Source organism: Beijerinckia sp. 28-YEA-48 (assembly GCF_900104955.1).
In the GTDB taxonomy this organism is placed as follows: Bacteria; Pseudomonadota; Alphaproteobacteria; order Rhizobiales; family Beijerinckiaceae; genus Terripilifer.
On record NZ_FNSI01000001.1, the window covers coordinates 3705297 to 3717482 of the forward strand.

The following is a 12186-nucleotide window of genomic DNA, read 5'->3' on the forward strand; positions in this document are numbered from 1 at the left end:
ACAGCCAGACGTCGTCGATAAAACGTCGTCGACGAACGCCACAAATATCCTCTTACAAAAATCATAAACCTATATTATTAGGTCTGATATACCGCCTAATCGGCCAATGCAATGTGAGCACACCAACGGGGAGACGCCGTGTCCGGGGTCCGTGAGGAATATCTGCATCGCGCTGGCGAGGTAACCATCCGTGTGCGCGCCGAAGGCCAGGGGCCGCTGATCGCTCTCCTCCCCTCGCAAGCCCGCGATTCCGACGATTACGACACTGTCGCCGAGGGGCTGGCGCAAGCCGGCTATCGCGTGTTGCGGCCGCAGCCGCGCGGCATTGGCGACAGCCAGGGACCGCTCGAAGGCATCACCTTGCGCGACCTGGCGCAGGATGTGGCCGAAGTGATCGCCGCTGAGAACGCCGGCCCCGCCGTCGTCCTTGGCCATGCCTTCGGACATTACGTGGCGCGCCAACTCGCGGTCGCCTTTCCAGCGACGGTGCGTGGCATTGTCGTCGCGGCCTCGGCGGCAAAGACCTATCCGGCGGAACTGTCGCGCGCCGTGACGGAAGCTGGCGATCCGTCCCTGCCCGATGACGTGCGTCTCGCCGCCTTGCGCAAGGCGTTCTTCGCGCCGGGCAATGATCCGACACCCTGGCTCTCGGGCTGGCACCCGCATATGCAGGCGCCGCAGCGCGCCGCGCGCGCCGCCATAGCGCAAGACACTTACTGGTCAGGCGGCACCGGCCCGCTGCTTGATCTGCAAGCCGAGTTCGATCCGTTCAAGCCGGCCGAACGGCGCACTGAAATGCGCGAGGAGTTCGGCGAGCGCGTCAGCGTCGCGCTGGTGCGCAACGCCAGCCATGCCCTCATTCCCGAACAGCCGGAAGCTGTGACGCGCGCCGTCATCGCCTGGATGCACGACATCAATCATAAATCGTAAGGAGGAAAGAATGCCCATGTGGAGAGGCGCCATTTTCGTGGCGGCGCTAACGGCTGTCGTCGTGCCGGCTGCGGCGCAGGACTATCCGAGTCGTCCCATCACCTTAGTCGTGCCCTATGCGGCGGGTGGCCCCGTCGACATCGCTGGCCGCTCGACGGCGGAGGCTTTGTCGAAACAGCTCGGCCAAGGGGTCGTGGTGGAGAACAAGCCTGGCGCCGGCGGCCTCGTCGGCACGCGCTATGTCGGCACCGCCCGACCCGATGGCTACACGCTGCTGCTCGGCTCGCCAGGACCGCTGGTGATCGCGCCGAGCGCCGATCCGGCCACCGTCAATGTGGAGAGAGATTTTACGCTGATCGGCGTGATCGCGGAATCGCCACAGGTGCTGGTCATCTCGTCGAAACTGCCAGCGAAGACTTTCAAAGAGTTCGTCGCCTATGCCAAGACGAAACCGGGCGCACTGAACTATGGCTCGGCCGGCATTGGCACGACGCCGCATCTGGCCGCTGAACTGCTCAACCGCGCCACTGGCATCAGGACCGTGCATGTACCCTATCGCGGTACGAGTGCCGCCGTGCCTGACGTGATCTCCGGCGAATTGCAGATGATCTTCGGCGATATCGCCACCTTGCGGCCCTTCGTCGACTCAAAGGCGGTGACGGCGCTGGTCATCGGCGGCACGCGCCGCTCGAACCTTCTGCCCGATGTGCCGAATGCGGTCGAAGAAGGCTATCCAGGCCTGATCTCGCGCAACTTCTCTGTTCTGCTGGCGCCAGCCCGCATGCCGGCGGATATCGTCGCGCGGCTGAACGCGGCTTTGACAGCCGCCAAGACCGATAAAGGCTTTATCGAGCGGATGGACCAGCAGGGCATGAGCCCGGTCGACAGTTCACCCGATCAAGCGCGCCAATATCTGCAAGGCGAGCGGCAGACCTGGGAGCCGATCGTGCGCGAGATGGGACTGAAATTTTGAAGCTGTCATAACGCATCGTGGTGTCATCCCGGACACTTGCGCAGCAAGTGATCCGGGAACCAGGAGCAAACGTCAAAATCTCGAAAGTCGCTGCACCGCAGCTATTTTTCTACACATGATACCACACGCCCCTGGTTCCCGGATCACGCTGCGCGTGTCCGGGATGACACAAAGGCTTCGGCGGGCGCGTCAGTTGATCTTGACGTTGGCGACCTCAACCACCTTGCCCCAGCGCTCGATTTCGCTGCGGACATAGGCTGAAAATTCAGCCGAGGTGCTCCCGACCACGCCGAGGCCCTGCTTCTCCAGGCGATCCTTCACGTCGGGTGAGCGCAGCGTGGCGATGCTCAGATCATAAAGCTTTTGCGCCAAAGCCGGAGGCAGACCGGCCGGCGCGACGACGCCGTACCAATTGTCCGCCAAGACGTCCGGCTCGCCGACCTCGGCGGTCGTTGGCACGTCGGCGAGCAGTGGCACGCGGTTCTTGCTGCCGACGGCGATCGCGCGCAGCTGGCCACCCTGCACGGCGCCGAGCAATACCGGCACGTCAGCGAACATCAGCTGTACGTGACCGCCCAGCAGATCGTTCACCGCCGGCGCCGCGCCCACATAAGGCACATGCACCATGTCGGTCTTGGTGGCGATCTTCAGAAGTTCGGCGGCCAGATGCGGCATGCCGCCGTTGCCCGACGAGGCGAAATTGAGCTTGCCCGGGTTGGCCCGCGCCAGAGCGACAAATTCCTTGAAGTCCTTGGCCGGAACAGCAGGGCCAACCACCAGCAGCTCCGGCGCCGACACCGCCTGCGTTACGAGATAGAGATCCTTCAGCGGATCGTAGGGCATCGGCTGTTTGAGGGCGGCATTGAGGGCTAATGTGCCGGAGCTTGCGATGCCGATCGTATAGCCATCACGATCCGCCTTCGCCACCTGGGCGATGCCGGTCATACCGCCGGCGCCGCCGCGATTTTCGATGACCACCGACTGGCCGGCGACATGGGACAGTCTTTCACCGAACACACGCGCCACCGTGTCGGCCGGGCCGCCGGCCGCGAATGGCACGATCAGTTTGATCGGTTTGGATGGATAGTCTTGCGCTTGAACCGTAGGAACGACACAGGCGACCAGCATCGCGGCGAATAGGCTTGAAACAATCGGCTTCATATTTCCCCTCCTGCTATTCTTCGCGCTCGCGCGCCCTCACAAATCTTTCACCCAACTGGCGATCGCTTCCACCACCGCCGCAGGCTGTTCTGGAATCAGCGCATGGCTGGCGTTGGGGATGATTTTCACGGTGACGCGGTCGCCGAACTCATCGCGGCTCTCGTTCCATTTCTCTTTCGGCTTGAACGGATCGCTGTCGGGCACGAGATCGAGCATCTTCACGCCGCCGCCATTCCAATATTCGGCCTGTTTCGTGGCTGTGGACGCCGCGCCCTGAATCCTGTTCGCCGCCGGCGCCCAGCCCTTCAGCCAGACGGAGGCATCATGGTTGGCCAGAAAGAAGCCGCGCTTGAGCGCGACGAGCCGCGTTTCATCCGGCAGTTTCACATCGCCCGCCTGCTGCACCACCGCGCGCAATTCATCGGGAAAGGTTTTGGCGGCGGCGGCGATCAGCACGATGCCGCGCACCAGTTGCGGATGATCGGTCGCCACCATGCGCGCCACCCAATTGCCATAGGCATGGCCGGCGATCACAGCGGGACCGGCTTTCTCTTGCGCGATGACGGCGGCGACATCGGCAGCAAGGTCCTGCATGCGGACGTTCTCCGTGGGGCCCGTGCTCGCGCCCGCACCACGCGGCTGCGGCCGCACGACCCTAAAGCCGGCCTTGGCCAGGCCCGCCGCAACAGCGTCGAAATCATCGGAATCGCGCCCGCGCGACGGCAGCATGACGATCAGCGGTCCGCGTCCCTCGGCGATCACGTCGATCTTGGCTGCACCGGCCTCGACCATGGTGCGCGTGCGCGGCGCGTCCTGCGCGGCAACGGCTGTCGCGGCGCATATCCACGCGGCCAGCATGGCACCTGCCCGGCGTCGAAACATTGGCATTCCTCCCTCTCCCGCCCGGCGATCCAACAGACAGGCTGGTCCACTCTCAGGCTCCCTAATAGGCTATAACCTATATAATTGATCTTTGTAAATGGAGGGAGCCGCGAGGGAAATTCAGAACCGCGCGCAGGATAACCAGCAGGAGACGGCCAGCCTGACCGGCACGTGCAAGCCAGTCAAGCCTGTCAGTCAACCCTGCCGGTCCAGCCTGTCAGTCAACCATGCCGGCGCGGATCGCCTGCGAGAAATGCGGATCGCGATCAGCGGCAATCGCACGATCGGCAATACGCCCGCTGCGGCGCAGCTCATCCAGGCTGTGGCCAGGCACGAGGCCACCAACGTCATAAACATATTCGGGCAGATAGCCTGAGAACAGCAGGCGATAATCGAGCGGCAGGCCGGGGACGATGCGCTTCACCATTTCATAGACGATGGTGGTGCAATTGGCCGTCACCGTATTGTACCAGCGCGGCGTTTCGGCAAGGCTGTTCGCTTGGTCGACATAAGAGAGGAAGAGCGAGCGCATGGCCGGACGCGTCAGGCCGATGCGATAGAGATACACGTCTTCCTTGCGAACATTGCTGCGCAGGCGAATGATATCGCGCTCGTCGGCGGCGATGAGGCTCAATGCGAACTCTTTGAAGAAGCCGCCGATCTCCGAGAACTCCTGGCCCTTCTGCTTGCGGATTTCCACCGAGAAGGTGACGTGGTCGCCGCCTTCAAAGCCGAAGGAGACGAGCGTGTGGGCGATTGCGGGGCTGGACCAGTAAGACAGAACGAGATCGACCGTGGCCAGGCGCGACAGATCATAAGTCCGCGCTTCCCACCGCGGCGTGTAATCGGTCTCGCTGCGCCAATCGAAATTGCGCACCTGGGTCAGCCGCACGATGTCGGGATTACCGGGGTCGACCTCGGCCCGTGTCGCCCTGGCGACATCATCGGCCCAGAGCCGATCATTGCGCGGCGTGATGTTGACCCACCAAAGCAATAGCGCCGCAAGGGCGGCAAGATAAAGCAGCGGCAGTTTGCGCTGGCCCAGCACCAAGGTGACGATAGCGACAAGGGCCAGCAACGCCCAAACGGCCACCGCCGTCCATTTGGCCACCGGCGCCCCTGGGAACTGATACCAAAGCGCCAACGCGCCCCAGCCAGCCGTCAGCACAATAGCAAAACTGCCGAGACCACGAAGAATGCCGCGCCAAACGCGGCCGGTGGATGAATGCCCCAATTTGCCCAACATCATTCCATGAGGAGGAAGCAGCGCCATTCCTGCGCTACTCTCGAAGGGCAACGTATATCCACCGGCGGCCTTGAGCGATAGTCGCAGCGCTACTCAATCGAGCTTGATGCCCGCCTGTTTGACGAGATTGTCCCATTTGACAACTTCGGCAGCGACGAAATCGGTGTATTCCTCTGGCGTCGTTGGGCTCGGCGTCGAGCCCATCTTGATGAGTGCGGCGCGCACATTCGGCGCATTCAATCCCTCAACGACGACCTTGTTGATCCGGTTGACGATCGCTGCCGGCGTGCCCGCAGGCACCGAAAGGCCCGTCCAAAAGCCGGTGGTGAAATCGGGCACGCCCGCTTCTATCGCGGTCGGCAGATCAGGAAGAAGCGGCGTGCGTTGCTCGGAGGCGACAGCGAGCGCCTTGACCCGCTTGTCTTCCACCAGGGGCAGGATGACGGAGATATCGGAAAATGTCAGTTGGACATCGTTCGCGAGCAGTGCGGTCACCATTTCCGCACCGCTCTTGTAGGGAACATGGGTGAGACCGATTCCCGTCTTGGCCTTGAACAGCTCGACATTCAAATGCGTCTGGTTGCCATAGCCGGCCGACGCGAAGTTGAGCTTGCCGGGGTTGGCCTTCGCATAGGCGACGAAATCGGCGACCGTGTTCACCGGCAGGGAAACGGGGACAATCAGCAGCGTTGAACTCGTCGTCAGCCGCACGACATGGGCGAAACTTTTATTGGGATCGAAACCCGCGTTCTTTTGGACGGCGGGCACCGAGGCCAGCGTGGCGACACTGCCCATCAGAATCGTATAGCCATCAGGCTCCGCTTGCGCGACCGAACGGACGCCCGTGGCGCCGCCAGCGCCAGGCCGATTTTCAACGATGGCCGCCTGCCCCAATCCCTCCTGGAGGATTTGCGCCGTCATGCGGGCCACCACATCCGTCGGCCCACCCGGCGCGAAGGGAAGCACGAGCCGTATGGGCCTGGTTGGCCAAGTCGGCGTCTGGCTCTGGGCCATGCCAGCGGTCAGTGCCAATCCTACGATGCCGGCGAACATTGAAAGTGCGGCAGACGCAAAATCCCGTCGTAGAAAGCCAGATGTTGTCATTGTAGTCCTCCCAAATCGTTTTAAACTCTTGCAGCGCAGCGCCATTGTTAATTATTGCGCTTCACCCCTGGCCGTTACGGATGATCCGCAACCGGCAGAAGCGGCGTCATATTCGGGCGCAATTGCTGATCGAAAGCGTGCAGGATGATCGCCGTCTGCGAATAATTCGCCATCAGCAGAACCATCATGACGAGATTGTTCTGGCCGAACTGCCTCAGCGCCTCAGCATAGGTTTCCGAGGTGAGGTGATTATCGCCGAGAAGTTCGCGCGCAAACTGAATAATGGCGGCTTCCTTCGGCGCGACATCCTTGATGGGCCGCCGGTATTTGACAATATCGACGACGTTCTGGTCCAGACCGGCCTTGAGCGCCGCAGGCTCGTGCGCCGCCCATTCGATTTGGGCGTCGGATTCTCGTGCCGTCGTCAGAATGATCAGTTCGGTCAACTTCGCATCGAGCGGAAATTTGTTGCGTAGGAACCAATTGATCTCGCGGATGTGCGGCGACAATTCCGGCACGTTCAGCCAGATGCCCGCAGGGCCTATGAGTTGAGCCTTGAGGCGGCTGTTGGGATCGACGATCGCGTCATAGGCTTTCTGGCCGCTTTCATCTAAATTTTCACGCTTCACCAACGGCAACCGTGATCGCGACTCGGGATAAACGTCCGGAGGCAGCGATGTCTTTTTCTCCGGCACTTTCATGACGGCTTCCGGCCCAGCTGATTGCACATCTGACATCGAATTCCTCACCCATTTAAGCTGCTATTATTCTTACGCCGCGGCGTTCTGTGCATTCGCGTTCCGCAGGACCAGGTTGCCGACCGCCGTGTTCATGGCTGGGACATGATAGAAGCGATGCACAACGTCGACAGCGTCATCGAGCGCCCCGCGCATCGTCAGCCACATAATGATTTCCATACCTTCGGCGCCGACTTCCCGCACGTATTCGGCGAGCGAAATTTCGGCCAGTTCCGCTGGCGACGTCGTCAGCTTATCGAGAAAATAATTGTCGAATTCCTGATTGATCAGGCCCGACCGCGGGCCATGAATCTGATGCGACATACCGCCGGTGCCGGCGATCACGACGTTCAGATTCTCGTCGAAGGATTCAACCGCCGTGCGCAGCGCCTTGCCAAGCGCATAGCAGCGTGCCGCCGTCGGCTGCGGATATTGAATGACGTTGACGCAGATCGGAATAACCTTGAAGGGCCAGGCGTCAGGCTGCCCGCAGACGAGCGACAGCGGCACCGTGAGACCGTGATCGACATCCATCTCATTCATGATCGTCATGTCGAACTGGTCATGGACGAGAGACTCGGTCATGTGCCAAGCGAGCTTAGAGTGCCCCTGCACAACGGGAACAGGGCGAGGCCCGTTGCCCTCGTCCGCCGGGTTGAACGCATCGGCGCAGCCGATCGCGAATGTCGGCGTATATTTGAACGTAAAGCCGTTCGCATGGTCGTTGTAGATCACGATCATGACATCGGGCTTGATCTCCTCCAGCCATTTCTTGGTCGGTTCGTAGCCTTTGAAAATGGGTTGCCAGTAAGGCTCGTCGGTTCTGCCGCCATCGATGACGCGGCCGAGAAGCGGCACATGGGAGGTGCAGAGTCCTCCGACAATCTTAGCCAATCTTGCTGTCCTTTTTCGATCGAATGTCACCCATGGGACGACCGCCGGCATTCATCATGTCCACGTATTCCTTGTCGGACATGCCCGACATGATGGCGTTCACGCGCTGGAAAGGCGTTCCATCGACGACAGCAAGCTTGGTCATGCAAAAAATATTGCCGCCGAGATCCAGCATGCGCGACCAGTCGCGCGCCAGCACGGCTTCGCGCTGTTGTTGCGTCATCGGAAATGTCGCCAGATATCCGGCTTGATCGGCCTTGAAGGCCTTCCGGTTCTCGGCCTCCAGCAGGGACGACAGAAACTTATTGAGTTGATAGCCTCGCCGTAACTGTTCGCCGTCGAACAGCGTGGTTCCAGGGATGTCCTTGAAGGCGTCGGCAGAGGTTGTCATACGACATCTCCCATTTTTCTTCGTTCATTTCGGCCACCCACGCCTCGTCTCCCGTCTTCGCAGAACCGCTCCGCAGCGCTCAAATAGTGCGGAACACGCATGATCTCGTTGGCGCGAAAGGCGGCCGAATGCACCATCACGCACATTCGGGAAAGCGATTCTCTCCCAAAATTTGCGTCTCTTCCCGATTTGTCTCAGACTATGGGAAGATAGAGGCAGGCCGACAAGCGCCGTTTTCTCATGAAGTTGATGCAAAAATCGCAACATATGGCTTTCCAGCGGCGGTCGCTTCCCTCACTGCGCGGTATCGTCGCCTTTGAAGCGGCGGCGCGCACGCAAAGCTTCGTGCGCGCGGCGGAAGAGCTTTCGCTCAGTCAAAGCGCCGTCAGCCGGCAGATCGCGCAGCTGGAAGCGGCTTTAGGCGTCGCGCTGTTTCAGAGGGTGCGGCAACGGGTTGTGCTGACGCCGGCCGGCGAATTCTTCGCCGAACGCATGCGCGATGTGACACGCCGGCTGCGGCTGGCCGCCAATGAGACCATGACGTTCCAGCATGGTGGCGGTTATCTGCGCCTCAGCGTCCTGCCAACCTTCGGCGCGCGCTGGCTCATTCCGCGCATGTCGAGCTTCATCGCCGCCCATCCGGGCATCACCGTTCTGTTCAATTCGCGCCTGCCCGGCACGTTCGATTTCGAATCGAAGGAGCTGGATGCCGCGATCCACTTCGGCGATCCGGTCTGGCCTGGCGCCAAGCTGCATCTGCTGCGCAAGGATGAGATCGCCGTCGTCGCCGCGCCGCGCTTGCTCCAGGCGTTTCAGCCGAAGGAAGCGAAAGACCTTCTCGGCGCCACCTTGATCAGCCACCGCTCGCGCCCCCAGGCCTGGCCCGAATGGTTCAATGCCCATGGCCTGGCGAAATCGCCGGCGCATCCCGAACTCGAATTCGAACAGTTCACCATGGTCATCCAGGCGGCTGCGTCGGGCCTTGGCTTTGCCATCGTGCCAACCTTCATGGCGCGGCCTGAACTGCAATCAGGCGCGCTCGTGCAATTGTTCGATGTGATCGTCTCGGAGACGCGCGGCGACTATCTGGCCTATCCGATCGGCCATGAGAACTATCCGCCGCTCGTGGCCTTTCGGGAATGGATTCTCCAAACGATGGCCACCGACCCGTAGCCCCCTCATCAGGCGTTACGCGTCCACCCGCAGCACCACTTTGCCGACCTGCTCGCCCGCATCCATCAAGGCATGGGCGTCGCGCACATCACGCCAATCATAAGTGGCGCAGATGTGGTTTTGGATACGGCCGCTTTCGAGCAGCGGCCAGACCTGTTCGACAAGCTCAGCGGCGATACGACCCTTGTAGGCGGCGGGACGTGGCCGCAGGGTTGAGCCCGTCAAGGTGAGGCGACGGCGGACGATGTTGCGCACATTGACCTCCGCCATCTCGCCCAGATGGCTGGCGATCAGCACCACCCGCCCATCGGGCGCCAGCAGTTGCAATTGCTTTTCCGTATAGGGGCCGGCCTGGCCGTCGAGCGCCACATCGACCTTTTCCTTGCCGATGGCGGCGACGATGTCGGCAACCCAATCGCCGCGATAGCTGACCGTGATGTCGGCGCCGATCTCGCGGCACTTCTGCTGTTTCTCGGTCGTGCCGGCGGTGGCGATGACGCGCGCGCCGCGCAAGTGTTTGGCCAATTGAATGGCGGCCATGCCGACACCGCTGGTGCCGCCCTGCACCAGCAGGGTTTCGCCTTCACTCAATCGACCAAGCCAGATCACATTGTTCCAGGCGGTGAAGAAGGCTTCCGGCAAGGCCGCCGCTTCGACGAAGCCAGCGCCGTGCGGCAACCGCATGCATTGCGCCGCCGGAACGGCACAGAATTCCGCATAGCCGCCGCCATTGACCAGCGCGCAAACCGCATCGCCAACCTGTGGCTGCTTCACATTGGCGCCAACCTGTTCGACGACGCCGGCGACATCAAGCCCCGGCAGATCGGTGACGCCGGGCGGCGGCGGATAAAGACCGCGACGTTGCTGCACGTCAGGCCTATTCACCGCCGCGGCCTTAACCCGGATCAACACGTCATCAGGACCGACCACGGGCATCGGCCGCTCGCAGAAGGCCAGCACTTCGGGCCCGCCGGGGCGCGTGATTTCAATCGCTTTCATCGACAGGTCTCGTTTTAAGAAGAGGCAGAACTTGTTTTAGGAAGAGGAAGGACCAAGAGACGCCAGGATCTCCGGCAAGCGCGCCTGCGCTGAAACCAACAAGCGCTCGTAGATCGATTCGCCATGGGCATCGATGGCGACCGTCACCGGGCCGAAGCCCGAGAGCTGGATCTGGTTGAGACGGAACTGCATGATCAGATCGGTCCAGGCGACGTCCGTGACCTTCTCGACACCTTGGCTCAGCAAGGCCGAAGCGCCGCCGACGAAGGAGAAATAAATGCAGCCGACCTCGCGCATGGCCTCGACGCTGTCGCGCGACAGGCCGCCTTTGCCGCCCAGCGCCGTGAGGCCGAGGCCACGGATCATGGTCGGCATCAAAGCATTGAAGCGGCTCGACGTGGTCGGATTGACATAATGCATGCGCGTCGGGCGACCGTTCTCTTCGTCATAGCACACGCCCATATGGAAGAAGGCGCCGCCGCGCATGGGCAGCGGCATCTCGCGCCCGGCTTCGATTTCAGCCACCATGCGCTTTTGCGTTGGCATGCCGACGGTGGCGACCGCTTCGCCATCGAGCAGAACGAGATCGCCGGCTTTCAAGGTGCGGGCTTCGGCAGGTGAAAGCGGCAGACGCAGGCGGCGCAGAGATGACGTGTTCATTCGATCCGCTCCACGACGCCGGAATTATAGATTTTTGCCCGGGTGCGCCGATTGATCCAGCAATTGAACGAGACGGCGATGGGCGTATAGCCATGGCCCGCGGCATAATTGATATGAACGCCGAAGGTGGTCGTGGCGCCGCCGCAGCCCATCGGGCCAAAGCCCGTTTGATTGACCGCGCGGGTCAGGCGCTCTTCCATGCCGGCGACCATCGGATCGGGATGCGGCTCGCCAAAAGGCCGTAAGGTAGCGTCCTTCGACAGTTTCGCCGCGTGATCGAAGGTCCCGCCGATGCCGACGCCGATGACCACGGGCGGGCAATGTTGACCGCCAGCGCGCATCACCATTTCCAGGATACAACGCTCGATCTCTTCGAGGCTTGGGCTCACCAGGGTTTCGATCGCCGCCCAGCGGCCACCACCCAGCGCCTTGGGGGCGCAGGTGATATCCATATAGTCGACATCGCCGATGAGCTCGTAAGAGACCAGCGGCATGTCCTTGCCTTTAAAACTGCGCTCATTGGTCAGCGGGTTGGTGACGAAGCGCATGATCGGCGGTTGGATGGTTTCGACCAGATGTTCGAAGCCATCGACGATCGCCTGGCGAATGTCGCCTTCCATGCGCACGCCAGCGCCGATCTTGATCGTATAGCTCGGCACGCCGGCATCCGAACACAGGAAGCGACCGGTGCTTTCGGCCGTTTCGGCGCTGGCCAGCATCAGGGCCAAAGTTTCGCGCGCGTGCGGCACCGTCTCGGTGGTGATCGCTTCGCGCAGCTTCGCTTTCGAGGTTTCCGGAATGCGACGCAGCGACCAATTGTAGAGATTGGCCGTCACGTCCTTGACCAGATCATAGGTGATCGCCATCCGGCCCGCTCCCCGGCAGTTCGTTCCCTTGCAAGTGCCGCCACCTGTAGCGGGGCGCGGTTGCGCCGCCGCCAAAAGCCGTTATCGTTTCGACAGGTGAAATAACACCGGAGTCACCCATGGCGGCGCGCCGCCGGCCTATCTTCCGCGCGGGCCAATTGCCATGGAGG

The 12186-nt window shown here is 61.7% G+C and carries 13 protein-coding genes; 3 read left to right on the forward strand and 10 right to left on the reverse strand.

The window, feature by feature from the left end; translation table 11 throughout:
* The first annotated feature begins 138 nt into the window (after nucleotides 1–138).
* Complete coding sequence (locus BLW50_RS17430) at nucleotides 139–930, forward strand: alpha/beta fold hydrolase (protein ID WP_090704797.1); 792 nt, start codon at nucleotides 139–141, stop codon at nucleotides 928–930.
* Nucleotides 931–940: 10 nt separating this feature from the next.
* A complete protein-coding gene (locus BLW50_RS17435) occupies nucleotides 941–1903 on the forward strand; it encodes a Bug family tripartite tricarboxylate transporter substrate binding protein (RefSeq protein WP_090704798.1) in 963 nt (320 codons plus the stop codon).
* Nucleotides 1904–2092: 189 nt separating this feature from the next.
* Here BLW50_RS17435 and BLW50_RS17440 read toward each other — a convergent pair whose 3' ends face one another.
* The 7 genes from BLW50_RS17440 to ligA all read right to left on the reverse strand — a co-directional run bounded on the left by BLW50_RS17440 (nucleotide 2093) and on the right by ligA (nucleotide 8318).
* Entirely contained in the window at nucleotides 2093–3064 is a 972-nt protein-coding gene (locus BLW50_RS17440; RefSeq protein ID WP_090704800.1) for a Bug family tripartite tricarboxylate transporter substrate binding protein, read from the reverse strand.
* Nucleotides 3065–3100: 36 nt separating this feature from the next.
* Nucleotides 3101–3952 (reverse strand): alpha/beta fold hydrolase, encoded by an 852-nt coding sequence (locus BLW50_RS17445; RefSeq protein ID WP_210186094.1) that lies wholly within the window; start codon nucleotides 3950–3952, stop codon nucleotides 3101–3103.
* A gap of 211 nt (nucleotides 3953–4163) precedes the next feature.
* Nucleotides 4164–5219 (reverse strand): Lnb N-terminal periplasmic domain-containing protein, encoded by a 1056-nt coding sequence (locus tag BLW50_RS17450; protein ID WP_244544289.1) that lies wholly within the window; start codon nucleotides 5217–5219, stop codon nucleotides 4164–4166.
* Between the two features lie 66 nt (nucleotides 5220–5285).
* Entirely contained in the window at nucleotides 5286–6296 is a 1011-nt protein-coding gene (locus tag BLW50_RS17455; RefSeq protein WP_170850217.1) for a Bug family tripartite tricarboxylate transporter substrate binding protein, read from the reverse strand.
* A 74-nt stretch (nucleotides 6297–6370) separates the two neighbouring features.
* The gene (locus BLW50_RS17460; protein ID WP_090704804.1) at nucleotides 6371–7033 is read right to left on the reverse strand and encodes a carboxymuconolactone decarboxylase family protein; all 663 of its coding nucleotides are present in this window, start codon (nucleotides 7031–7033) and stop codon (nucleotides 6371–6373) included.
* A gap of 33 nt (nucleotides 7034–7066) precedes the next feature.
* The gene (locus tag BLW50_RS17465) at nucleotides 7067–7927 is read right to left on the reverse strand and encodes a class III extradiol dioxygenase subunit beta (protein ID WP_090704806.1); all 861 of its coding nucleotides are present in this window, start codon (nucleotides 7925–7927) and stop codon (nucleotides 7067–7069) included.
* Nucleotides 7920–8318, reverse strand: coding sequence for a protocatechuate 4,5-dioxygenase subunit alpha (gene ligA, locus BLW50_RS17470; protein WP_090704808.1), 399 nt, complete (start codon nucleotides 8316–8318; stop codon nucleotides 7920–7922). The genes BLW50_RS17465 and ligA overlap by 8 nt, the downstream gene beginning before the upstream one ends.
* Nucleotides 8319–8567: 249 nt before the next feature.
* Between ligA and BLW50_RS17475 the strand changes: the two genes are divergently transcribed.
* Entirely contained in the window at nucleotides 8568–9491 is a 924-nt protein-coding gene (locus BLW50_RS17475; RefSeq protein ID WP_244544290.1) for a LysR substrate-binding domain-containing protein, read from the forward strand.
* Between the two features lie 15 nt (nucleotides 9492–9506).
* Here BLW50_RS17475 and BLW50_RS17480 read toward each other — a convergent pair whose 3' ends face one another.
* The 3 genes from BLW50_RS17480 to BLW50_RS17490 are packed head-to-tail and all read right to left on the reverse strand — an operon-like array spanning nucleotide 9507 to nucleotide 12016.
* Nucleotides 9507–10490, reverse strand: a complete 984-nt coding sequence (locus BLW50_RS17480) for an NAD(P)H-quinone oxidoreductase (protein ID WP_090704810.1) — start codon at nucleotides 10488–10490, stop codon at nucleotides 9507–9509.
* A gap of 36 nt (nucleotides 10491–10526) precedes the next feature.
* A complete protein-coding gene (locus BLW50_RS17485; RefSeq protein ID WP_090704812.1) occupies nucleotides 10527–11150 on the reverse strand; it encodes a fumarate hydratase C-terminal domain-containing protein in 624 nt (207 codons plus the stop codon).
* Nucleotides 11147–12016, reverse strand: coding sequence for a fumarate hydratase (locus BLW50_RS17490; protein ID WP_090704814.1), 870 nt, complete (start codon nucleotides 12014–12016; stop codon nucleotides 11147–11149). Before BLW50_RS17490 ends, BLW50_RS17485 begins: the two co-directional genes overlap by 4 nt.
* Nucleotides 12017–12186: the final 170 nt, after the last annotated feature.

Bases quoted from the DNA above. Each gene is read 5' to 3' on its own strand.
- BLW50_RS17435 (WP_090704798.1), top strand. From the start codon at position 941: ATGCCCATGTGGAGAGGCGCCATTTTCGTGGCGGCGCTAACGGCTGTC.
- BLW50_RS17440 (WP_090704800.1), bottom strand. From the start codon at position 3,064: ATGAAGCCGATTGTTTCAAGCCTATTCGCCGCGATGCTGGTCGCCTGT.
- BLW50_RS17445 (WP_210186094.1), bottom strand. From the start codon at position 3,952: ATGCCAATGTTTCGACGCCGGGCAGGTGCCATGCTGGCCGCGTGGATA.
- BLW50_RS17450 (WP_244544289.1), bottom strand. From the start codon at position 5,219: ATGGCGCTGCTTCCTCCTCATGGAATGATGTTGGGCAAATTGGGGCAT.
- BLW50_RS17455 (WP_170850217.1), bottom strand. From the start codon at position 6,296: ATGACAACATCTGGCTTTCTACGACGGGATTTTGCGTCTGCCGCACTT.
- BLW50_RS17460 (WP_090704804.1), bottom strand. From the start codon at position 7,033: ATGTCAGATGTGCAATCAGCTGGGCCGGAAGCCGTCATGAAAGTGCCG.
- ligA (WP_090704808.1), bottom strand. From the start codon at position 8,318: ATGACAACCTCTGCCGACGCCTTCAAGGACATCCCTGGAACCACGCTG.
- BLW50_RS17475 (WP_244544290.1), top strand. From the start codon at position 8,568: ATGCAAAAATCGCAACATATGGCTTTCCAGCGGCGGTCGCTTCCCTCA.
- BLW50_RS17480 (WP_090704810.1), bottom strand. From the start codon at position 10,490: ATGAAAGCGATTGAAATCACGCGCCCCGGCGGGCCCGAAGTGCTGGCC.
- BLW50_RS17485 (WP_090704812.1), bottom strand. From the start codon at position 11,150: ATGAACACGTCATCTCTGCGCCGCCTGCGTCTGCCGCTTTCACCTGCC.
- BLW50_RS17490 (WP_090704814.1), bottom strand. From the start codon at position 12,016: ATGGCGATCACCTATGATCTGGTCAAGGACGTGACGGCCAATCTCTAC.